Source organism: Glutamicibacter sp. (genome assembly GCF_035257265.1).
Lineage (GTDB): Bacteria > Actinomycetota > Actinomycetes > Actinomycetales > Micrococcaceae > Glutamicibacter.
Map to the genome: position 1 here is coordinate 198,989 of NZ_DATEXC010000019.1, position 22,574 is coordinate 221,562.

The 22,574-nt window shown below is 55.7% G+C and carries 21 protein-coding genes; 8 read left to right on the forward strand and 13 right to left on the reverse strand.

The window, feature by feature from the left end; all coding sequences use genetic code 11:
• Nucleotides 1-165 precede the first annotated feature (165 nt).
• Nucleotides 166-522: a zinc ribbon domain-containing protein YjdM gene (locus tag VJ369_RS04670; protein WP_324090956.1), complete on the forward strand. Its 357-nt coding sequence runs from the start codon at nucleotides 166-168 to the stop codon at nucleotides 520-522.
• 4 nt (nucleotides 523-526) lie between these two features.
• Here VJ369_RS04670 and VJ369_RS04675 read toward each other — a convergent pair whose 3' ends face one another.
• Both VJ369_RS04675 and VJ369_RS04680 read right to left on the reverse strand, forming a co-directional pair.
• Nucleotides 527-760, reverse strand: coding sequence for a hypothetical protein (locus tag VJ369_RS04675; RefSeq protein ID WP_324090957.1), 234 nt, complete (start codon nucleotides 758-760; stop codon nucleotides 527-529).
• Between the two features lie 140 nt (nucleotides 761-900).
• Nucleotides 901-1,611 carry an HNH endonuclease family protein gene (locus VJ369_RS04680; RefSeq protein WP_324090958.1) on the reverse strand — a complete coding sequence of 237 codons (711 nt, stop codon included), beginning with the start codon at nucleotides 1,609-1,611 and terminating at the stop codon, nucleotides 901-903.
• Nucleotides 1,612-1,886: 275 nt separating this feature from the next.
• Between VJ369_RS04680 and VJ369_RS04685 the strand changes: the two genes are divergently transcribed.
• Entirely contained in the window at nucleotides 1,887-2,456 is a 570-nt protein-coding gene (locus VJ369_RS04685) for a hypothetical protein (protein WP_324090959.1), read from the forward strand.
• Between the two features lie 35 nt (nucleotides 2,457-2,491).
• Here VJ369_RS04685 and VJ369_RS04690 read toward each other — a convergent pair whose 3' ends face one another.
• Entirely contained in the window at nucleotides 2,492-3,616 is a 1,125-nt protein-coding gene (locus VJ369_RS04690; protein WP_324090960.1) for a siderophore-interacting protein, read from the reverse strand.
• Between the two features lie 259 nt (nucleotides 3,617-3,875).
• Between VJ369_RS04690 and VJ369_RS04695 the strand changes: the two genes are divergently transcribed.
• Both VJ369_RS04695 and VJ369_RS04700 read left to right on the forward strand, forming a co-directional pair.
• On the forward strand, nucleotides 3,876-4,649 hold the full coding sequence (locus VJ369_RS04695) for a type 1 glutamine amidotransferase domain-containing protein (RefSeq protein WP_324090961.1): 774 nt from the start codon (nucleotides 3,876-3,878) through the stop codon (nucleotides 4,647-4,649).
• 327 nt (nucleotides 4,650-4,976) lie between these two features.
• Complete coding sequence (locus VJ369_RS04700) at nucleotides 4,977-5,588, forward strand: GerMN domain-containing protein (protein ID WP_324090962.1); 612 nt, start codon at nucleotides 4,977-4,979, stop codon at nucleotides 5,586-5,588.
• 69 nt (nucleotides 5,589-5,657) lie between these two features.
• Here the strand turns inward: VJ369_RS04700 and purL are convergent, their stop codons facing one another.
• From purL to purS, 3 genes are read right to left on the reverse strand one after another with little or no spacing between them, the layout of a single operon-like run.
• Entirely contained in the window at nucleotides 5,658-7,973 is a 2,316-nt protein-coding gene (gene purL / locus VJ369_RS04705) for a phosphoribosylformylglycinamidine synthase subunit PurL (protein WP_324090963.1), read from the reverse strand.
• On the reverse strand, nucleotides 7,970-8,722 hold the full coding sequence (gene purQ / locus VJ369_RS04710) for a phosphoribosylformylglycinamidine synthase subunit PurQ (RefSeq protein ID WP_324090964.1): 753 nt from the start codon (nucleotides 8,720-8,722) through the stop codon (nucleotides 7,970-7,972). The genes purL and purQ overlap by 4 nt, the downstream gene beginning before the upstream one ends.
• On the reverse strand, nucleotides 8,722-8,973 hold the full coding sequence (gene purS / locus VJ369_RS04715; protein WP_105677800.1) for a phosphoribosylformylglycinamidine synthase subunit PurS: 252 nt from the start codon (nucleotides 8,971-8,973) through the stop codon (nucleotides 8,722-8,724). Before purS ends, purQ begins: the two co-directional genes overlap by 1 nt.
• Before the next feature lie 219 nt (nucleotides 8,974-9,192).
• Between purS and VJ369_RS04720 the strand changes: the two genes are divergently transcribed.
• A complete protein-coding gene (locus VJ369_RS04720; RefSeq protein WP_324090965.1) occupies nucleotides 9,193-9,603 on the forward strand; it encodes a YchJ family protein in 411 nt (136 codons plus the stop codon).
• Nucleotides 9,604-9,614: 11 nt separating this feature from the next.
• Here the strand turns inward: VJ369_RS04720 and VJ369_RS04725 are convergent, their stop codons facing one another.
• A complete protein-coding gene (locus VJ369_RS04725; protein WP_324090966.1) occupies nucleotides 9,615-10,598 on the reverse strand; it encodes an ankyrin repeat domain-containing protein in 984 nt (327 codons plus the stop codon).
• Nucleotides 10,599-10,761: 163 nt separating this feature from the next.
• Here VJ369_RS04725 and VJ369_RS04730 point away from each other — a divergent pair, with 163 nt between their 5' ends.
• On the forward strand, nucleotides 10,762-11,892 hold the full coding sequence (locus VJ369_RS04730) for a methyltransferase domain-containing protein (RefSeq protein WP_324090967.1): 1,131 nt from the start codon (nucleotides 10,762-10,764) through the stop codon (nucleotides 11,890-11,892).
• 8 nt (nucleotides 11,893-11,900) lie between these two features.
• Here the strand turns inward: VJ369_RS04730 and VJ369_RS04735 are convergent, their stop codons facing one another.
• From VJ369_RS04735 to VJ369_RS04745, 3 genes are all read right to left on the reverse strand, one after another.
• On the reverse strand, nucleotides 11,901-13,484 hold the full coding sequence (locus VJ369_RS04735) for a sodium:proton antiporter (protein ID WP_324090968.1): 1,584 nt from the start codon (nucleotides 13,482-13,484) through the stop codon (nucleotides 11,901-11,903).
• 62 nt (nucleotides 13,485-13,546) lie between these two features.
• Entirely contained in the window at nucleotides 13,547-14,026 is a 480-nt protein-coding gene (locus VJ369_RS04740; protein ID WP_324090969.1) for a hypothetical protein, read from the reverse strand.
• A gap of 9 nt (nucleotides 14,027-14,035) precedes the next feature.
• Nucleotides 14,036-14,935: a 3-methyladenine DNA glycosylase gene (locus VJ369_RS04745; RefSeq protein ID WP_324090970.1), complete on the reverse strand. Its 900-nt coding sequence runs from the start codon at nucleotides 14,933-14,935 to the stop codon at nucleotides 14,036-14,038.
• Nucleotides 14,936-15,012: 77 nt separating this feature from the next.
• Here VJ369_RS04745 and VJ369_RS04750 point away from each other — a divergent pair, with 77 nt between their 5' ends.
• Entirely contained in the window at nucleotides 15,013-15,567 is a 555-nt protein-coding gene (locus tag VJ369_RS04750; RefSeq protein ID WP_324090971.1) for a DinB family protein, read from the forward strand.
• A 945-nt stretch (nucleotides 15,568-16,512) separates the two neighbouring features.
• Here the strand turns inward: VJ369_RS04750 and VJ369_RS04755 are convergent.
• From VJ369_RS04755 to VJ369_RS04765, 3 genes are all read right to left on the reverse strand, one after another.
• Complete coding sequence (locus tag VJ369_RS04755; RefSeq protein ID WP_324090972.1) at nucleotides 16,513-18,033, reverse strand: GMC family oxidoreductase; 1,521 nt, start codon at nucleotides 18,031-18,033, stop codon at nucleotides 16,513-16,515.
• Nucleotides 18,034-18,049: 16 nt separating this feature from the next.
• On the reverse strand, nucleotides 18,050-19,480 hold the full coding sequence (locus tag VJ369_RS04760) for an aldehyde dehydrogenase family protein (protein WP_324090973.1): 1,431 nt from the start codon (nucleotides 19,478-19,480) through the stop codon (nucleotides 18,050-18,052).
• A gap of 70 nt (nucleotides 19,481-19,550) precedes the next feature.
• A complete protein-coding gene (locus VJ369_RS04765; protein ID WP_324090974.1) occupies nucleotides 19,551-20,546 on the reverse strand; it encodes a helix-turn-helix domain-containing protein in 996 nt (331 codons plus the stop codon).
• A 563-nt stretch (nucleotides 20,547-21,109) separates the two neighbouring features.
• Between VJ369_RS04765 and VJ369_RS04770 the strand changes: the two genes are divergently transcribed.
• Nucleotides 21,110-22,459, forward strand: coding sequence for a TIGR01777 family oxidoreductase (locus VJ369_RS04770; RefSeq protein WP_324090975.1), 1,350 nt, complete (start codon nucleotides 21,110-21,112; stop codon nucleotides 22,457-22,459).
• Nucleotides 22,460-22,574 lie beyond the last annotated feature (115 nt).

A 22,574-nucleotide genomic window follows, 5' to 3' on the forward strand; every position in this document is an offset into this window, starting at 1 on the left:
CCTCCTAGTAGTGTGCGAGTGACATGCATCATGTCTATCGCAAGAAGGTGAACCTGTCGATGTTTTCTTATGAAATTTATCCATCGTCCGGTAAATTTTTTCGCAGACGCAGGTACTTGCTGCCGCGTGGACTGCTAATTCGGCGACCTTGGTAAACTACAGCTTATGAGTGAAACTTTGCCGCCGTGCCCAGAATGCGCCAGCGAATACACCTACGCCATGGACACCTTGTTGGTTTGCCCCGAGTGTGCCCATGAATGGAATGCGGCTGCAACTGCCGATAAATCGAGCGATGAAGCAAGCACTGAGATTAAAGATGCTGTGGGTAATGTCTTGCAGGACGGCGACTCGGTCACCATCGTGAAGACCATGAAGGTCAAAGGCGCGCAGAGTGCCCTGAAATCTGGAACCAAGGTCCGTAATATCCGGCTCACGCCCGGTAGTGGAGACCACGATATTTTTGCCAAAGTTGATGGTTTTGGACCAATGGAATTGAAATCTTCGATCGTGAAGAAAATCTAGCCTGTTAGTTCTTTTGGCGACGTGGATCGCCGGCGGTGACGATTGACCGTTCAAGCGTGCTGGTTACCAGGATCATTGCTGCCACGATGAACATCAGCGAGGACGTTACCCAGCAGGTAGTCGCGATTTCACGTTGCCCAATATTCAAGGCGAGCAGGAAGACACAGACGCTGACGGCCAGGATTGATGAGCCGAGCAGTCGAGTCTTCATGGTGCACCAGTTTCTGTAGAAATTCATCGTTCGCGCCTAAAAGCATACGCAAAACGCTGGACTAATAGAATTCTGCCACAGTTTATCTACTTTGAATATAAAACTTTTGGTGCAACTTTGACCTATTGCCCTCATCCTTTTGTAGGATGCCTACCCCTGAGTTTGGGTTAGAGGCAGGATTTTAAGATGGTACTAATCGCCGTGTGCTCCGCGGTAGTCATCCAAGCATCGTACTTTGCCTTGACCTGCGTCTGACGCGAAACGTAGGCACAACGGAACTGTTTGTTCGGCGGTAGCCACGTCGCCGCGTCCTTGTCACCCTTGGAGGCATTGGCAGAACCATCCGAGGCCATTAGATTTAGCGGGTCATTCGCGAATTCGAGGCGAGTCTGCGGATTCCATTTTTGAGCACCCTTCTGCCAGGCGTCCGATAGTGCGACTACGTGATCGATTTGAACCTTCGAGCTGGTTGCCTGACCGCGCTGAAAATTGATGGTTTCGCCGGTATAAGGATCGTGGAAAACACCACTGAGAACTACGCAGTTTACCCGGGCCTGTTTGAATACTACGTTTTCCAGATCGCGTGCCAAGATATCATTGCGAGCGTCGCAGCCGTTTCGGTCTGGATCCTTCCATCCCTTGCTGAACTGGTCACGCGTGTAGCCTGTTTTCGGGGCGCGTCCCTTGATCCTGATGGATCCCAACTGTTCAAGCGACTTTGCAAACGCTTCTGGACTACCCAGCTCGGGACCTGCAGCTGGTGCAGTTCTTTCGGCCTTAAATTCAGAAAACTCGACGGATCCAAGAGAAGCGCAACCGCCTAATCCGAGGGTGCTGGCAAGTAATGCAATAGATAAAGTGCGACGCAATAAGCGCATGCTCGGGTGGTTCTCCTGCTCAAATTAAATTTCGTGGAGATACGCTCCACTCTTTGCACTATATTTTGAGCAACCGACGAAAAGACGCATTCGAACGCGTGTGGCATTGTGAGATGACTCCACTAGTACGTGGGAGAAACAAATTTTGCACCAAGTTTGGAGATGTAATGCGAATCAAAGAATCTGACTCCTATTGTTTAACGTCATCCGATGAAATAATCTTTTCTCAAGCGAGGTTATAGAAGGCCAATAGAGGAGCAATACCGTTGAGAAAAATGCTATCTGTATTGACTGCGTCGCTGATGGCGTTGACCGCTTGTACTGGCACTCCGGCCTCGGTGCTGGAGAAACAGGCAGGCTTAGAGGATCTCCAGATACGACATGAACAACAACTTAGCGCTTGGGAAGCCGAACAGATCGCAATCGAATCAGGCACCTTTGAAGAACCAGCAGTTTTCCTAGAAAAGGTGTTTAACGCGGTCAGAGAGGTCGATCTGCTGGACGATGAAGTATTGGACAACGACGGGGTGACGATGGAGGTCACAAACGCTGGATACTTTAGTCTCGATGCTGACGGTGGGGTCATGGACGATGCCCTCGAATTTTGGGGCGAACATGCACCAGGAACCTATTGGGTGTTGTTAGCTTGCTCGGGCAAAGGAGAAGTTGAAATCTCGGCTTTCGCTGACGACAAACGACTCATGACAACATCACTCGTTTGCGAACAACCGCTGTCCACGGTCAAGAAGAGCTTTGAACTCAAGACATCGGCAGAGTCATTACGTGTAAATATCGACCCAGATGAAAGCGTCCGAGGCCGGTACGAAATCCATCTTTACGGATAGTCCGCGGTGTTCATGGGCTGGCCGAGCACATGGAACTACTGTCGTTGGGTTCTTGGCCGCTTAGTTCGCAAAGTCCAGTAGGAGGAGACATGAACGTCCCGCTTGCTTAGCTCCCAGCTTTTGGCCACGTGCGAAACTGCCTTTGCCGTGGAGCGCTCGGCATGCACCATCACGCTAGTACTGGTGCGAGGGGTCGCGAGTCTGGAGAAGGCATCAACGAGCACGTCGCTGGTTCCGGGATGGAGTCCATTACGATGTACCCAGCGCAGCTCAATTCCCGACGGATGGTCAATAGCAAATTCACTCTCGGGCCCATCAACTTCAAGAAGTGCAACACCCTTGGCATCGCTCCGGAGCATCCCCATGGCCACGGAGACTGCTGGTATTCCAGCCTCGTCCGCGGCGAACACGTAGTTATCAACATTGTTGTTTGGACTAAATTTCCCGCGCGATTCAGAGATGACCAGCGGATCTCCAGGCTTAGCGGTCGAAGCCCATGCGCTGCCAGGACCACCATCACCGTGCAATACAAAGTCGATGGCTAGCTCCTCTGCCTCTTGATCGATCCATCGAATCGTATAGGAACGGGTGCATGGAACCTGTTCGCGCGGCAATGAACGGCGCAAGGTTTTGAGGTCGTACGGTGCTTTGAGGCCAAGCGCCGGATCAGCAAAGAAAACCTTAACGTACTGATCCGCTTTGCCATTCTGTCGGTATCCAGCAAGTTGTTTAGCGCCGGCAATAACTCGAATCATTTCTGGGCTTAGCTTTTCAACCCGTTTGACGGCGAGTACATGCTGGCCGAATCCGTTGTTAGCAGAAGATGTTGTTTCGCGCTCAGATTGAAAAGACGTGTGGTCGGCATCGATACCTTGACGGGTCGGTTCCTTTGAGCCCAAGGACTTTCCCAAAACACGACGAGCCGCGGCTAGCGCAGCCGAGGCTCCTGCTTGTTGTGCGGCAAGGAGTAGCTCATCGGTTTGCAATGCATTGAGGTCGGTACCCCTACCGCGAGCATTTTTCAGTGCCCGCTTGGCAATTTTGGCCCCGACTTTGGCGCCAGATTTTTCCGCGTGGTTCAGCACCTGCAAGGTGAAATGTTCTGACGCCTCGACGACTAGCTGAGGTCCGTACTTACTATGCTTATGGTGCTTAGACATAACCGGTGTCCCCGCTGCTCTTAATTGCCGACAATGCTCCTTCCTTGAGTGTCCGCCACGGCAGGCAAGCTGACAAGTCCACGGCTCTTGATACCGTCGATTCGGCGAACTGACTGTGTCAAATATTGGAGTTTGACCACCTGAGGAAAAACAGAACAATCAAGATGGTTTCGCTGAGTTCCGGCTGAAAGCTCACTGAGATTGCTAGCCAGAATGAGATCACGTGCCTAGGCTGGAAAATGGGCGAAAGGAGCTTCCCATGAAAAAAATTCTCATGGTTCTAACTAGCGTTTCCGAAATTGAAGAGACCGGAGAGAAGACCGGGTACAACGTAGCTGAAGCTGCGCACCCATGGAAGGTCTTCAAGGATTCCGGGCATTTTGTTGATTTTGCTTCCATTAAGGGAGGCCAGCCGCCACAGGATACCGTGGACGAGGATGATCCAATCCAGGTGGCCTTCACTCAAGATGAGACCACGCGGGCGGGCCTATACAACACCGCGAGGATTGAAGTTGTTGATCCGGAGCAGTACGACGGTGTGTATCTTGTGGGTGGCCACGGCACCATGTGGGACTTTCCGGATAACGAGGGCCTACAAAAGCTGGTGGGTAGCATCTACGACTCAGGCGGATTAGTCGGAGCCGTTTGCCATGGACCGGCCGGGCTAGTCAATGTCGAACTGAAGAACGGTTTGCGACTTGTCGAAGGTCGAACCGTGGCGGCATTTACCAACGATGAAGAAGTAGCAGTGGGCAAGGAGAAGATCGTTCCATTCCTGCTGCAGGACAAGCTCGTCGAGCAGGGTGCGACCCATGAGGCTGCCGACAACTTTGAAGAAAAGGTTGTTGTCGACGAACGTCTGGTCACAGGCCAGAATCCGGCGTCTGCTGGAGGTGTCGCAAAGGAAATGGAGAAGCTCTTCGCTGAAGCGATCCATCAGGAGAAGGCAGACGAGCAACATGATGCCGAGGATCTGCGAGCGGCCCATGACTCCAAGAAATCGGCATCGCATAAGGAGCGCGAGGGACACTAGCGTTCCGTTTCGTGAGAACTAGCTTCGCGCTTCTCACTTCCGAAAAACCTGGAATATGGGTCGGGATGGCAGATGATATTTATCTGCCATCACGACCCATTTTGCAATAAGCGGCTGTCGTTGGAATCCATGGACGCACGCGTGCGCGCAGTTGGCGTGTTTTGCCAGACCAATTGCAGTGGTGGTTTTTGGCAGCAGTTAGGTGCGCGCCGGGTTGGAAGAGGTGGCCGCAAAAGCGCCAAACTGCAATCCAGCCGTGCTGGTATGACTCCAACGCTCGTCGTTACAGTTGAAGGACTGTTCGTTCAGGCTCCTGAGGAGGAAATCATGCGACCTCAACGGATTTCTCAACTTCCCATAGCGTTCGGGCTCGGAATACTTTTCCTTGCTGCCGGTTGCAGCGCGAACGGTGGTGAAGGTGCGGCCGAAAGTTCTGCACCGCAGAGCACTAGCCAGAGCTCAATTCCGTCACAAGATCCGCCAGCTCCCGTCAGTTCCGCCACAGCCAGTGCGAGCAGCTCTGCGTCGGCGAACAGTGCCAGTTTGACACTGTTTTACGTAGCTGTAGGAGACGCGGGTAAAGCAGGACCCGAAATTGGCTGCGGTGACTCGCTCGTTGCTACCGAAACCGGGCCGACAGAATTCACTAACCAGGTCGAGGCATCGATCTCGGCACTGCTTGCGAACGATGCCGAGGAACTTGGAAGTTCCGGATTACGCAATGCACTGGCCGCCTCGGACCTCGAATACGTGTCGTCCATGGTGGACGGTGATGTCGTGACGGTCCGGCTAAACGGTGCGGTCAGCTCGAGTGGGACTTGCGATGATCCGCGTATTGTCGAACAGCTCAAGTACACGGCAATGACCGCAGCCGGTACCGGGCAAGCCGAAATTCTGGTGGAGGGCGAGAAAATTGAAGAGGCGCTCAGTTCCAAATGACCGGTATGCAAAAAACGGTGGTCTTCCTCAAATTGAGGAAGACCACCGTTTCAAAGCAGTATCTAAGGCTTAGCCGAAGTACTTGATCATGGTGCCTTCGTGCGCTTCGCGCAGGTCCTCGATAGATACGGTGAATTCACCTTGTACTTCAAGAGACTTTGACTGCGCATCGACAATGCCCAAACGTGCCACGGTAACTCCGCGGGCGCTGGTCATGTCGTTGAAGCGAACTTCTTCGCTACGTGGAACTGCAACCACTGCACGTGACTGCGACTCGGAGAACAAGGCAGTGAAGGAATCGAGTCCGTCACGCTTCTTGATGTCATCCAGAGCTACGCGTGCGCCAACGCCGTAGCGCAGAACCATTTCTGACAGGGCGGCTGCAAGGCCGCCTTCAGACAGGTCGTGCGCTGCGTCGATCATGCCGTCGCGGCTGGCGTTGATCAGGATCTCACCGAGTTCCTTCTCAACTTCCAAATCAACCTTCGGAGGCAGGCCACCGAGGTGTCCACGCAGGTTCGCGAACTCCGAACCGTCTAGCTCGTCGAAGGTCTTACCAATAAGGTAGATTGCCTGTCCGTCTGCATCCTCGCGCCAGCCCGAGGGGGTGCGACGTGCGACGTCATCAAGTTTGCCCAAGGTCGCAACCACCGGAGTCGGGTGGATCGCGGTGGTGCCGGTCTGGTTGTACAGGGATACGTTACCGCCGGTGACCGGAACGCCGAGCACCTGGCAGGCGTCGGATAGTCCGCGGATACCTTCTGCAAGCTGCCACATCACATCCGGATCCTCGGGGGATCCATAGTTCAGGCAGTCGGAGACGGCAATCGGGATCGCGCCGGAGGTAGCGACGTTACGGTAGGACTCGGCCAAAGCCAGCTGGGCCCCTAGATAAGGGTCCAGGTAGGTGTAGCGCCCGTTTGCATCGGTAGCGATGGCTACGCCTAGGCCGGTTTCCTCGTCGATACGGACAACGCCAGCATCATCCGGGGAGGACAACGCGGTGTTACCGCCAACGTAGCGGTCATACTGGCGGGTGATCCACGACTTGTCGCACATGTTCGGGCTGGCGATGAGTTCGAGTACCGCAGCCTTGATCTCATCTCCGGTAGCTGGCAAGTTCTTGCCGGCGTCCGAAGCCTTGAAAGTGTCGGCCTGCAGTGCATCCTGCCACTGTGGGCGTGCGTAGGGGCGGTCGTATTCCGGACCGTCTACTGCCACGGTGCTTGGATCAACGTCTACGATGACCTCACCGTTCCAGGTGATGGTCAGACGGTTATCGTCGGTGACCTCGCCTAGCCAGGAGTATTCCACGGCGTACTTGTCCATCACGGCTTCAAAAGCCTTGACGTTATCCGGGGTTACCACGGCCATCATGCGTTCCTGGGACTCTGACATCAGGATTTCGCCTGGGGTCAGGGTGGGGTCGCGCAGCAGGACGCTGGTCAGTTCCACGTTCATGCCGCCGTCGCCGTTGGCTGCCAATTCACTGGTGGCGCAGGAGATACCCGCGGCACCCAGATCCTGGATACCTTCAACAAGCGAAGCCTTGAACAGTTCCAGACAGCATTCGATGAGTACCTTCTCGGCGAACGGGTCGCCAACCTGTACCGCTGGGCGCTTGGATGGCTTGGTGTCATCAAATGATTCCGAAGCCAATACCGAAGCGCCGCCGATGCCGTCGCCACCGGTGCGTGCACCGAAGAGCACTACCTTGTTGCCCACACCTGAGGCATTAGCCAGGCGGAGATCTTCGTGACGCAGTGCGCCTACGGCTAGTGCGTTCACCAGCGGGTTGCCCTGGTAAATCGGGTCGAAGACGGTTTCGCCGCCGATGTTCGGCAGACCCAGTGAGTTGCCGTAGCTACCGATACCGGAGACCACACCATGCACCACACGCTGGGAATCCGGGTGGTCGATTGCGCCGAAGCGCAGTGGATCCATCACTGCAATTGGGCGTGCGCCCATGGAGATGATGTCGCGCACGATACCGCCGATGCCGGTAGCAGCACCCTGGTGCGGCTCAACAAACGAAGGGGAGTTGTGCGATTCGATTTTGAAGGTGACGGCCCAGCCGTCGCCCAAGTTGGTGACACCGGCGTTTTCGCCCATGCCGACCATCAGGTCCTTCTTCATCTCCGGGGTGACCTTCTGGCCAAACTGGCGAAGGTGGTTCTTGGTGGACTTGTACGAGCAATGCTCGGACCACATTACCGAGTACATGGCCAGTTCAGCCGCGGTTGGACGGCGTCCCAAGATCTTCACAATCTCGGCAAACTCATTGTCCTTCAGGCCTAGCTCGGCCCATGGCAGTTCCACCTTTGGGGTGGCTGCGGCGTTCTCGACGGTGTCGATGTTAAATTCTTTGGTGGCTTCTAGGCTCATTTTTTGCCTCCAACAAGGTGGGTCAAAACACTGGTGAAGAACGTCAGCCCGTCGGTGCCACGGTGATCTGGACCGAAACCGGCTTCGATGGCGTGCTCTGGGTGCGGCATCAGGCCGACCACGTTGCCTGCCTCGTTGGTGATGCCGGCGATCGAACGGCGCGAGCCGTTAGGATTCCAGCCCACGTAGCTAAAGGCCACGCGGTTTTCGGCTTCGAGCATGTCCAGGGTCTTCTCGTCAGCCACGTACTGGCCGTCCTGGTTCTTCAGCACGATGGTGATCTCCTGGCCGGCTTCGTAGCCGTTGGTCCAGGCGGTCTGATTGTTCTCAACGCGCAGCAGCTGGTCGCGGCAGAGGAACTTCAGATGATCGTTTTTAATCATCGAACCGGGCAGCAGATGCGACTCGGTGAGGATCTGGAAACCATTGCAGATGCCCAAGACCGGAAGCTTCGCCTCCGAATTTGCGGCATCAACAATCTTGTCCATCATGGGTGCGAAGCGGGAGATCGCTCCGGCGCGCAGGTAATCGCCATAGGAGAATCCGCCGGGGATCACCACGGCGTCGACATCCTGCAAATCGGTGTCGGCGTGCCACAAGGACACCGATTCGGCACCGGCAGCGCGAACCGCACGAGCGGCGTCACGGTCATCGAGGGTGCCCGGGAAGGTCACCACACCGATGCGTGCACCAGATAGTTGCGTAGTTGGCGTTGAGTAGTCGCCAATTAAAGGAAGTTCGGTGCTCATTAGTCTGCTACGACCTCGACGTTGACAACGTCTTCGATGACCGGGTTAGAAAGCAGGGTTTCTGCAGCTTCGCGCGCCTGGGCGAGAATTTCGTCGGTCACCTCGCCATCGACAAAGAGTTCGAAACGCTTGCCCTGACGGACAGCTTCGAAGGAGGTGAAGCCTAAGCGGGGAAGTGCTCCCGCGATGGCCTTGCCCTGAGGGTCAAGGATTTCTGGCTTGAGCATGACATCTACAACGATGCGGGGCATCCGGCATATCTCCTGTTGGCGAGGTTAAGTTAAATGCCACACGGAGATGCCGTCTCACACCAGGGGGATTTGGCGCTCCGCGAGCTTGCTTGATCAGTCTACCGGGTAAGCGAGAGGTAAAACGCATAGGTGTGTATAAGCACAGTGCTAGCCCGTTATAAGTCATGTGATCTTCGGCTCGTAAGCTGGGGGACCGTACCTCCCAAGTAAACTAAATACGTGCAAAACTCCAAGGAAACCCGCTGTCCCTGCCGTGAGCTCGACGCCGAGCAGCGCAGTTATTTAGATTGCTGCCAACCTTTTCATGACGGGCGTGCCAGCGCAGATCATCTGCCACAGACCGCTGAGGAGTTAATGCGCTCGCGCTATAGCGCCTTTGTGCTGGGAAAAACGCAGTATTTACTTGATACCTGGCACGAGACCACACGGCCTGAGGAACTTGAATTAGACGCTGACATGCGCTGGTTAGGTTTGGAAATTCATCAAACCCGAGCCGGAGGCCCCGACGCTACTAGAGGTGTCGTGGACTTTGAAGCCCACTACGCCCACGGGCGTGGACAAGATAGCCAACGTGAAGTGAGCTCATTCGTGCGCGAAAATGGTGCCTGGTTTTACGTCGATGCACTGTAGCGCGCTGGAAGCTACTTGCTTGAGGTGCGAAGAGTCGACAGCATCTGGGTGAGATTACGTTTCTCTGCCAAATCAAAGGCATTGGACCCCGAGGGGTCGCTTAGATGCGGGTTGGCTCCGGCTGCTAAGAGCAAGCGGACGATTGACAGTGAATTATTTGATCCTTGCCCCAAGGCGATAGTCACATGCAATGCGCTCCAGCCAAGGTCATTGACCTTGTCCAGCGGAACGTCGTGCTGCAACAAGATCCGTACCGATTCGACCTGGCCTTCTTCACTAGCTAAGAAGAGGGCGGTACTGCCCAGGCGGTCCACGCTGTTCACGTCCGCACCGTGGGCCAGAGCCGAACGGAGAACTTCTTCCAAGCCAAAAGCGCTGGCCTTTAAGAAGGGCGAATCTTGGGAAGAATTTTTTGCATCCGGTAGCGCACCTGCGTTGATCAAGGTCTTTGCGACCTTCTGATCGCGGTTGAGTACCGCGCGCATCAGCGGAGTATTGCCCCGGGAATCCTGTGCTTCCAACTCAGCTCCGGCTTTTAAAGCCTTGCGTGCGCCCTTAGGATCCCGGTCGGCAACCGCCGCATAAAGAGCAGTGGTAGAAGCCGAAAGTACTGGAGTGTTTCCGGGAAGTTGCTTGAAGCTGGCCGAACCAGAACCGGAGGCCGCGGCGCTCGATAGCGGGGTCACATCTCCCTGCGTAGCGGAGGTCGTCGGTGAAGATGTTGGCTTAGTTTGCGTGTTGGTGACAGTCTTAGTCGCCGCGCTGGCTGGAGCACTTGGCGCTGTTGCCTTTTTGAGTTGAGTGGCAGAGGGCGCTGCAGCTGGGCTCTGAACCGGCAGATTTGCTGGAGCGCTGGAAGAGGCGGTCGACGGGACGGGCGCAGCTTGTGGTGCCGGGGAGGAGCAACTCGTACATGCTCCAATTACGGCTGCCAAGGGGAGCGCTAGTAATGCGTAGCCACGCATTTGAGTGGAATGCCCGTGTCGAAGTGCCATCTTTCCTTTCGAAAATCGGAAGTCTCTGGGTAGTCATCGTAGTTCATGCCCAATATCGATCTGCTAGTGAGCATATCGGGGAAAGCTGAAGATTTGCGGTCAATAACCGTCGAAAACGCTTTGTGCCGAACGCTCAGAGAACTTCGGTAAAATCTAAGACACCATGGAATGCCTTTACTTCTCCGCCGACCGTTGCCACTCCTGCACGCAAATGACGGTGCCATACGCTGACCAGCTCCAAGCCAAAGTCGATCACTGCGCCACCTCGTTGGCGCAGTTCCCTGATCTGCAATTTTTGCCGCCACAGGCCAGCTCGGAATCAGGATTCCGCAACAAAGCGAAAATGGTGATCTCCGGAACTACGGACAATCCCACCATCGGTATTCTCGACGCCGACGGACACGGCGTTGACCTGCGCAACTGTGGGGTGTGCGCCCCCGAGCTGCGTGCCCTGTTCCCAGTGATTGAGCGCTTCATCAAGGAACTGAAAATGTTTCCTTACAGCGTGCCGAAACGTAAGGGCGAACTCAAACACGTCATTCTCACGTTGTCAGATACCGGTGCCGTGATGGTGCGGTGGGTACTCCGCACCAAAAAGCATTTTGTGGCGTTGCGTGATTCATTGCCGCAGTTTTTGGAGCTGCTGCCACGGTATAGCGTTGTCTCGGTGAACTTCCTGCCAGAACACAAGGCTGTGTTGGAAGGTGAGGAAGAAATTATCCTCACTCGTCGCACTACCCTGGAATTCGGTCTCAACGGGGTGCCGATGCACCTGCGCCCGCAGGGCTTCTTCCAAACAAACACCGAAATCGCCGCGGCGTTGTACCGTCAGGCGCGCCAGTGGATTAACGACGCGAACCCTGCCAGCGTATGGGATCTATACTCCGGTGTCGGCGGGTTTGCGCTGCACTGTGCCGAAGGGAATCGTCTGGTTCAAGGAATTGAAACCAGTACCGAGTCGGTTGCGGCGGCTAATCTTTCGGCCGAAGAATTGGGCCAGGAAAATACGAGCTTTACAGCCATGGACGCTACCGAGTTCGCATTAACCGCAGAGCAAGCGCCGGATGCCGTAGTGCTTAACCCTCCGCGCCGCGGAATCTCTGCGGAGCTTGCCCAATGGCTGAACGCCTCCAGCGTGCAACACCTGGTGTATTCCAGCTGCAACAGTAATTCCCTAGCTCGCGACTTGGAACGCCTTGATGGCTTTAGCGCCAAGCAAGCGCGCGTGATGGATATGTTCCCGCAGACAAATCACTATGAGGTCATTGTGCGTCTGGAACGCATCGCGAGCTAAGCATCAGTTTAGCGATCCAAGGTTGCGGTGCGCCGGTCTAGGCGCAGCATGATCTCGTCAACCATGTGCGGGTCCACGCCAGGTTCGCGCCTGGCCTGCAGCAGCTCATCGCGGGCTGCTGCTAGCGCGGTGGACTGGATCGCGTCTGCCTTGGTGATTACCGCGCGCAACTGTGTGTACTTCTCATCGGTGATCGCATCGTGTGTATCAGGATCCGACAGCAGGATGTTGTGTAGATCGTGCATGCGTCGGGTGACTACGTGCCGGTAGTTCTCCGGCAGATCATGTAAATCCATATTCGTCTTCAACGTTTTCACCGCAACATCTTCGGCACGTCGGGCCAATGCCCGGCGTGCCTTCTTGGTGGCTTGGTCATTGCCCCGCACCTTGAGCACGCGCATCAGTACCGGTAGCGTTAAGCCGGGTACCACCAAGGTCGCCAGCAACACCGTGCATGCTGCGACAACTACGAAGTTTCGTCCTTCGATTGGTGTGCCATCCGCGGTGACCTTCGGCAACGCCAAGGCCAATGCCAATGTCGCCAAACCGCGCATGCCACACCAGGTGAGCACTAAGGAGTCCTTTGCCGAGGAGATTTTGTTCATTCCGCGCATGGTATTTGGCAAGTGGTAGGTCCCGAACATCCACAGCGTGCGCACCAAAATCACCACCACACAGATCGCCGCGACGCCGGGGATGAAACCGATCAGGTTGCTGCCTTCTTCTTGGATGACCGAGTTCATTTCCAAACCCATCATTCCGAAGGCCAGACCGGTGGCTAGCATTTCTAAGACTTCCCAGAACGCGTGTCGAGTCAGACGCTCCTGGGAGTCCTGTGGGCGGTCGCGCCGCCCAAGTTCTAGGGCCAAAACTACGACGGCAACCACGCCCGAGGCATGGACTTCTTCGGCCAACATGTACACCGCGTAGGGCGCCACTAAGGTTGCAGCGCAACGTGCTGCAAGATTTGGCACGAAGCGGTTCAACGCACCGACGATCCAAGCCATGACGAAGCCTACGAGTATTGCCAGCGCCGCACCGATCAAGAAGCTAGGGACAAGATTAAATCCAACCTCGGTGCCGTTCAGCATCGCGGTAACGGCGAGCTGGAAGAGCACGATTGCCATCGCGTCGTTAAAGAGGCCCTCGGTTTCCAATAATGAGGTGAGCCGGCGCGGCATCTTCACCTTGGTTGCGATCGCGTCAACGGAGACCGGGTCAGGCGGTGCCACAATCGCCCCGAGAGCGATAGCCAAGGGAATGGAAAGGAACGGTGCGAAGACAAGCGAGGTTGCCGCGACGGCGCCTGCCGTCACTACGATTAACACCACTGCCAGCCGGATCAGTGCTTTCCAGCGCAGCCGGAATACCGACCAGGAGCTTCGTTGTGCTGTGGCAAAGAGCAATGGGGGCAGGAAAATCGGGAGGATCAATTCCGGTTCGATATGCAGTTCGGGAATGAACGGCAAGAACCCTGCCAAGGTCGCCACGATCAACATCAAAATCGGGTAGGGCAGCTTGATGCGTTCACCCAGTCCGACAATCAAGATAGTGGCGAATAACAGCGCAATGATCAGCAGGAAGAACTCCATAGTCTTCCTATTCTAGTCGCGGCATCTATAACTCAAGGTATTTACGAGGAAAAAATAACTCGTTACTGAAGTCCTTCGCCTAGCAGCGGAGCCAGTGAATCCCAGATGCTGATGGCGCAACCATTGTGCCGGTCAAAGTTTTCTTGGACAGGCAGATCCCCAATTTTCCCTTTAACTTTAGCGGTGGCCGGTCCACCATAGATTTCGGTGCAAGTTTGTTGTGCGGAGGTTTTGGTGGCGAGCAATTCGGGGTTCTTTGCCAGTAACTCACAGGCATCATTGGCGTTAGGAAGTGTGCTGGATTCGGTCGCTCGGGCCCCACGGCACTGAAGATGATATTCGTTATCCACAGATTTACCATCAAAACTAATGCTGATCTTTAGATCCGCTGATGTGCTGGCGGGAGCGGAAGCTGTTTGGGGATTCGACGTCGCACAACCGGCGAGCAGCAGTCCGGCCATAAGCGGTGTTAACCACGCTAAGGCAGAAGTGCTGAGCTGATCTTTGAGTCGTCCCATAAGCTCATTGTGCTCGGCCAACATGGGAGTTTGCTAGTGTTTTGGGGTAATTGGCAGGCTAAGCGCTACCTGCAATAGTTTGGCACGAAGCACATCAGCACGCTGTGCAAACTCTTTTTGCAACCGCACATACTGCGCCTTGCCCTCGGGAGTTTCGATGCGGATGGGATCATGACCCCACTGGGCCAGATCATAAGGCGAAGCTTGCATGTCCATGGTGCGAATGTCCCATGCTAGTTCAAAGCAGTCCATGACCAGATCGGTCGGTGCCGCAGGGCTCAACTTATAGGCCCATTTATAGAGATCCATATTTCCGTGAAGGCATCCGGGCTGCTCGAGGTCCACCTGTGTGTCCCGCGTTGGCTGCAGTTCGTTGAGCGGCACCGCTTGTGGGGTGTAAAACCTGAATGCATCAAAGTGGGTGCAACGGATCTTATGGTTTTCAACTACCTGATCGGTTCCGCTGGCTCCCAAACGTAATGGTAAATATTCATGACGGATACCGTTGAGCTCAGATTTATAGGCCATTGCCCACTCATGCAGTCCAAAGCAGGAAAAGTTCGCTGGGCGCTGTCCGGTATTGCGCAAAAGGATGCGAGCAAATTCCGTGACACGTGCTCGCGACTCGGAGAACTTCTGTATATCAAGTTCTACGCCAGGTCCGTCAGGCGTTTGTACTGCACGATAAAACTTCCAATCGGCACGCTCTTGAGCTGCTTCGCCGAGCAAAGCCACACCAATTCCCGGGTGCCAACGGTAAAGCTGGCCAGGCTTCTGCGTGTAATAGGTGAAGAGAAAATCTTCGATGGGATGTTTGGCTCCGGTCATTCGCCGTTGCACAAATGGTTCGCCAAAGGTCCTCGCACGTTCCTCATGCGCGGCGGCACGTGCTAGCCACTGCGGGGCTTCCAATATGGTTCCGGTCGAGAGCATACTTCTAATTATTCAGTTCATTAGCTGACGAAACCAGTTTGGTACGTCAACTCACATCTCGGATAAAGGAGTGCATCATGGTAAACCTTCCCGCGTGGGAACCGCCAATGGGTGGAACCGAGCAAGTGCATCTGCTTGGCATGCTTGACCGGTTGCGAGTAACTTTCAGATATAAGGCCGACGGACTGGACAATCAGCAGTTGATGTTCAGGCTGCCCAGCAGTGAGTTGAGCCTTGGCGGATTATTGCAGCATCTTGCGGCCGTTGAGGATGAAAAGTTCACCTACTTCATCGCTCGCGAACGTCCCGAGGTTCTTCTTGAGCTCACTGCGGATGGACGCGACCAATTTGTGCTCAATCCCGAGGAAGATCCCGCAGTTCTTTATCGCCGGTATGACGCCGCGGTCGCCAAAAGCCGCAGGATTCAGGCCGAAGTGGTTTCCACCGGAGGTTTGGATGCACTTTCGGCTCTGGAGTATGAGGGGAACCACGCCAGCGTTCGCCGGGTTATCTGCGATCTCATCGAAGAATATGGCAGGCATACTGGGCATGCAGATTTACTGCGTGAGGCCATCGATGGAAGAGTCGGCGAGGACGCACCTTTCGATTATCTTCCGGTTTGGTACGCGTGAAATTAAATTTCGTGTAACAACGGGGGCGGGGCAGGAATCCATGGCAGTGAAATAACAGCATGAGAAGTTAAAGGAATCCGAAACTTCGCTAAAACTAAAAGCTCAGGCGGGGCCTGATGAATACCGGAGGCAACGGACTTTTGGGAAACCGGCGCCTAGCCTGAATCACACACGTGATCCCGGACTTTCAGAGCATCAAACCGATTGAGCGCCCCATTGGAACTTGGGTTACTGAGCTCGGCAGCATACCTACGTCCTTCGGCTCGTCCGGCGCATCCTCATGGAACTGTCGGTCAGAGTGGTTGGGACTGTGTTCAAGTGCAAGCGAGGCAAGCTGGTGCCGTCTCAAGATTCGGAGTGAACCCTTAGTCGCTACCGCACCCACATCGTCCTAGATCTCCGCACTTGTAGTTGACGCGCGTCGAACCGAACGTCTTTAAACACGGCATGGCTGAGCAATGGAGGATCCACGTCGTTTCGGGGTCTCCAACCTGACATCAGCTTCCTGCATAACCCGAGGGGGAGACGAATGTCTTCAGATAGGGCCCCTAAAAAGAGCGAATAGGAGCAACGCCGGCTAGGAACACTCCCGACGATGGTAGAGATATCTTCCGCGAGATGGACAGCTCCGAGCCCCCTGATGCCGCGGCTACGGACGAATAATAGACCCCGTAACTTATTTAATAATGATCGATGCGCTGTATCAAATATCAAGACCAACACCCCCTACCAGGACTACCGCGCGCGTCATCACCAAGAACTTCGGTAAGGTCTTCGCCATTTCTGACGTCATCAAGAAAGAGCGCTCATTCCGCGCAATAAATAGTGCGTGAAATGAGCGCTCGTCCTTGTCAACGTTCATGTCTTTCAAATTTGATTCACTTAGCCGCAGCCAACTCAGAACGGGAACATGATCAAAGGCAGGTTCCAGCGGGTGAACCTGGATTAGGAACCGATCAGTGCAGCGGCGGCACGCTCGCCGATCATCACCGAGGGTGCATTGGTGTTGCCCGTCGGAACCAGTGGCATGATCGAAGCGTCGGCGATGCGGATGCCGCTAAGACCATGCACCTTAAAGGTGGTTGGATCAACGACCGCCAGCTCGTCGATTCCCATCTTGCAGGTACCGACTTGGTGGTGGTAGGTCACCACCGAATCTCGGACGTAGCGTTCCAGCCCTTCATCGGACACTTCCGGACCCGGATAGATCTCTTCAGGCCCCCAGCCTGACAAAGCCTGGGAGCGGCCAATCTCCCGGCATTGACGTATGGAAGCCACTAGGGCATCAACATCTGCCTGCTCGGACAGCGCAGCAAGATCGATCAGCAACGGATCTTGCGCATTTGGACCGCTCAGTGTGATTTCTCCGCGACTTTGCGGACGAACTAGCCCACCAAGCAGGGAGAACGCGTTATCCGGACCAGTCATCTCTCCGGGCGCATAATCTTGTGAGTACATTGGCACTGAGAAGAATAGTGGCTGCGTGTCGCAACCGGGAAGATCTGGTCGGCTCTTGGCGAAGAAATGCACTTCAGCCGGTGCCACCTCGCCCCTTGGAACTGGCTTGGCCGAGGTGGTGAAGATGACCGGGGAGAGCAAATGGTCCTGCAGGTTTTTGCCGACGCCGGGTAAATGGTGGACTGGGGTGATACCCGCGGAACGTAGTTCCGTCTCCGGCCCAATGCCCGAGCGTAGTAACAGTTCCGGGGAGTTGATAGCCCCGGCAGACAATACAGTTTCCCCGGCGCGTAGGTTCTTCCGTTCACCTTCATGATCAAATTCGACGCCGGCCACGTGGCCGTCTTCAACGATCAGCTGGCGCACATGCGCACCGGTAAGCAGGGTGAGATTCGGGTGCTCCATCACCGGCTTGAGGTATGCGTGCCAGGTATTGAAGCGCTTGCCGTCACGCACATTAAGTTGCATGCGGGAGACACCCTCGACGTTTCCGGAGTTGTAGTCTTCGTTGTGCGGGATTCCGGTCTCTACAGCCGCGGCTAGCATGTCTTCTTGAATCGGGTTGCGGGCATAGTCCTGCATGACATCAAGTAGGCCTGAATCTCCGCGAGATTCCGAGGCGCCTCCATCGAAGTTCTCGATGGCCTTGTAGACGGGTAGGACATCATCCCAACCCCAACCCGCGCAACCTTCTTTTTCCCAAGACTCGTAGTCTGTGCGGTCCCCGCGCACCCAAATGGTGGCGTTCAACGCGTGGGAACCGCCCATAACTTTGCCGCGTGGTAGGTGGATCCGGCGTCCGGAGGCACCGGCTTGCTCGGTAGTGTAGTAATTCCAATCCTGCTCACTGTGCCAGAGCAAGCCCAGCGTATAAAGCTGAGCAATGTTGGGGTTGGTGTCCTGGTCTCCAGCTTCCAGAACAGCCACGCGCTTTCCCGCGTCGAGCAGTCGGCGGGCGATGACGTTGCCGGCGGAGCCGGCGCCAATGACGAGATAGTCGTAGTTCATGGTCTTCCGTTTCTGATTAGTAGCTGATGACCTGAGGCTGGCCCAGGTGCTTGAGACCGGCGACACCGAATTCGAGACCGTAGCCGGACTGCTTCGCACCGCCGAAGGGTACTCGTGGGTCTACGGCGCCGTGCTTGTTGATCCATACGGTGCCTGCCTGGACACGGGCAGCGACCTCACGGGCCGACTCAATGTTGCTGGACCAGACGGAGGCGCCCAAACCCACCTCAAGCCCATTGGCCATTTGAATGGCCTGTTCGGTGGTGGAATATTTGATGATGGGAAGTGCTGGACCGAACTGCTCCTGGGTCACCAGCTCGTTGCTGTTTTCGATGTCCGCGACCAACGTGGTCGGGTAGAAATATCCCGGCTGCCCGTCCTGTGGGTCTGCACCTACCAGCACACGAGCACCCGAATCCTTCGCCTGTTGCACCAGTGAAGCCACGATATCGAACTGTGCCTTATTCTGTAGCGGGCCCAGCACGTTGTTTTCATCCAGTCCCACGCCCATCGGCATCTGGCCTGCAACCTCAACAAGTGCATCACACACAGCATCGTAGATGTCTTCATGCACGTACAGGCGTTTGAGCGCAGCGCAGGTCTGGCCGGTGTTGATGAACGCACCCCAGAAGAGGTCCGTTGCGATAGCCTGCGGATCGGCGTCCGGCAGCACGATACCCGCGTCGTTTCCGCCAAGTTCAAGCGTGATGCGTTTGACCGTGTCCGCGCTGGAACGGATGATCGCCTTGCCCGTGGCGGTGGACCCGGTGAACATAATCTTGTCGATACCTGCATGGCTGGACAAAGCTTCGCCAACCTCGCGTCCCCCGGAAATAACTTGTAATACATGCTCCGGCAACGCGCTATTGATGATTTTCGCCAGAGCCAATACTGAAAGTGGTGTGTATTCCGATGGTTTGAGAACCACGGTGTTGCCCATGCGCAGTGCCGGTGCTAACTGCCACACCGAAATCATCATTGGCCAGTTCCACGGACCAATGGCTCCCACCACACCCAGCGGGCGATAGTGTAATTCGGCTTTGCCTCCTTCATCGTCTACGAGAATCTCTGGCTCCAGCTCGAACCCGGCGGTCGTACGCAGCCACGCAACACAAGCTCCGACTTCGAAGCGTGCGTTGGGCCCGTTCAACGTTTTGCCTTGCTCTCGTGATAGCAGGACTGCTAAGGCTTCGGCATTAGCTTCGATGGCATCCGCTGCAGTATTCATTGCCTCTCTGCGGGCTTCATGACCTAGCGCGGCCCAGGCTGGTTGGGCCAGGTGAGCGTCATTGATGGCGGCATCCAGGTCGCTCACAGTGTGTTCTGGTGCACGACCTACCACCTCGCCGGTGGCCGGATCAAGCATTTCCCTGCCCCCAACTTCCGGCTCAAGGGAAGCGAGCAGATCTTCAGCAGTGGCAAAAGTCTGGGTGGATTCAGTGGACATAAGAGCTCCTTGAGATCGGGCCGGCCGGGGACTCCGGACGGAGAACGCCTTACCTCAAGTGTGTTCTAGGTCATAGTCGGGAGTCTTGGCTTTCCCCGTATGCTTCTTGTCTGTTCGCGCCCAAGTTAGTTAGCGGTATCGGATTGCTCCGGTATTGACTCGGTGAGATTCCGTAGGTTGCACGAAAGACCCTACTGAAATGAGCGCCGTCGGCAAGTCCCCAACGCGCGCCGATCTCACCCACAGGAACGTGGTTGCACAATGGATCTGCAAGGTCGCGGCGGCATTTTTCCATGCGGCGTTCGCGGATCCAGCTGGCAGCCGTAATTCCGGATGCAGAGAAAATTTTCTGCAGGGTACGTGTAGCCATGTGGTGGGCACTGGCGATGGCGTCAGGGTTCAAATTCTGGTCAGCGAGGTTCGCCTCGATATGATGCTGGATCCTTCGCAGCAACCTTGCATGATTATCTGTGTTCTGTTCAGGGCGGGAGTAGACCTCGTCGGCCAGCATGGTCGAAAGCAAATCAACGATATTTAGTGCCAGTCGGTGGCCAATCGGGCTCTTGAGCTCCGGAAGCTGTGCCGCAATACTTGCCACAAAAGGTGCCACGGATTCGGCTAGTCGGTTGCCCTTACCCATGCGTACGGCGGTGAGCTCGGAAACGTCGTCAGCGGACAGCCCGAGTAGGTGTTGCGGGAACATGAGTACTACACATTCGAAGTCTTCCTCGAAGGTTAGTGAGTAGGGGCGCTGGGTATCGTAGATTGCCACATCTCCGGGCTGCAGCACTGCTTCGCGCCCATCTTGTAACAGCAGGCCGTGACCAGAGAGCTGAAGGCTTAATTTGTAGTGCCCAACGCCTCCGCGGGCAATGAGTTCTGGGGAGCGGAACACTGTTTGGGCGCCAGCTTCCAGCCGCATGATGCCAACGTCGTGTAGCTGCCTGCCATCAAGCAGACCAGTGAATGGTGCGGAGGATAGCGGTTTGGCCTCTAGTGGCACGAAGGTGCTTGAGATCATTTTCTTCCACTCAGGAAACGAGTGTGCCTGCTGAATTTGATACATGATACCTCCCCAACAACATGTTCCTATGTAGCATACGCCACATGGTAATTCTGCTGTCCTAGTGTTCTGCCGGACAGGCGAATTTCATCCCATGTTGTCTTCGCAAACGTACGCGATAGTGATAAACCTACTGACTGCTGGTGCCCGAAGTGCAGTTCTTGCACTTCGGGGTGGGGGTGCCAGGTGGAGGGCGAAATCGGATTCCGCCACTTAGTTGAGTAGCGGAATCATCGGCGGGGATTGCTTAGATCTCAGACAGAAGGTTCAATACCTTCGCTGCGGTCTGCAGTTCCTCCTGCACCAAACCACCGAGAGCATATCGAGGTCGGTCGGCGTTTTCTGCTCTCAACTTTGTGAACATTTTGTAAGCAGTGAGGCTAAGGGTGAGCATTCGCTGTCGGCCCTCGTGGGAATCTGCTCGCGCAAAGATTCGTTGATAAAAATCAGCTATGTTCGTATAGAGCTAAAGCATCAACGATTGTGAATGGTCGACTATTCGTAAGCTTGTTTGCAAGCTACAAAATTCGGACCTGACGGGCGCCCGCAGGACGTAGTATTGCCCCATGACACTCGAGCGTTCAAGCGAAATTCAAGCACCCCCTGCCGAAGTTTTTGCGTGGTTTTCTCGCCCCGGAGCGATTCGCAGACTCCTGCCGCCATGGCTTCCGCTCAAGGTAATAGCCGAAGCCGAGTCATTACGTGACGGAACGGCGATGCTGGGGTTGCCCGGCGGTCTGCGTTGGTTCGCCCAGCACCAGTCAGATGGTTTTATTCCAGAACGAAAATTTGTCGACGAAGTAGCACCGCGAGGATTGCGAGCCATCGCCACACGGGCGGTGAACTGGAAGCATGAGCATCTCTTCGAACCTGCCGGCGAGGACGCGACCATGGTTATCGACCGTATCAGTGCGAACCTTCCTGCCCGCCAGACTTCGCGGATGCTTGCCTATCGCCATCGTCAGCTCGGCGCAGACTTTGCTGCCCACCAGCGAGCCACCGCTGCAGGGCTGAAACCATTGACCATCGCGGTGACCGGTACAAGCGGAATGGTCGGCGAAGCGTTGTGCGCGTTCTTGTCCACCGGAGGGCATCGCGTTATCAGGCTGGTGCGCGGTGCCCCGAAGTCTGCAGATGAGCGACGTTGGGATCCGATGGCGCCGGCGGATGACTTGCTTGACGGGTGCGACGCGGTGATTCACCTGGCTGGGGCTAGTATCTTTGGCAGGTTCAGCGACAACCACCGGAAGGCGATTGAATCCAGTCGTATTGAGCCGACTCGGGCTCTGGCCGAACTCGCTGCTCGAGCAAACGTATCAACGTTTATCAGCGCCTCTGCTGTGGGAATATATGGTGCAAAGAGTGGGCCCGACCCGGTTGATGAAAAGTCGATCCCGCAATCCGATAGTTCCGATTTCTTAGCTGACGTTGTGCAGCGCTGGGAGCAGGCCGCCGGCGCAGGTTCAGCCGCGATGCGCCGAGTGCAAATCCGTACAGGTATTGTGCTCAGTCCCCGCGGCGGCATGCTCGCAGTGCTTCGGCCAATCTTCACCGCGGGCCTCGGCGGCCGGCTAGGTTCGGGCACCCAGTTCCTGTCGTGGATAGGTCTTGATGACCTGGTAGATATTTACCACCGGGCTTTGTGGGACACACAGCTGGACGGCCCGGTAAACGCCGTGGCACCTCACCCGGTGAACAATATCGAATTCACTAAGGCTCTGGCCAGAGCAGTGCGCCGTCCAGCCATCGTTCCGGTACCCGCGGCGGCGCCGAAGCTGCTGCTCGGTACAGAAGGTACCCAGTTGCTGGCCATGGCGGACCAGCGGGTAGTCCCGCAGAAACTGCTGGACGCTGGACATGAGTTTCGAAATGAACGCATTGAACTGGAATTGGCGCACTGCCTTGGTAAAAATTGACCGGGGTCGCGTTGAGCTAACTGGGGCATCAGCGGGAGCTCAGAGATTTAGGTCCTCTGATGCTCGACTGCGTGGGAATTCTCGACCGGTGGCTACACGAACTTGGTAGGCTTTC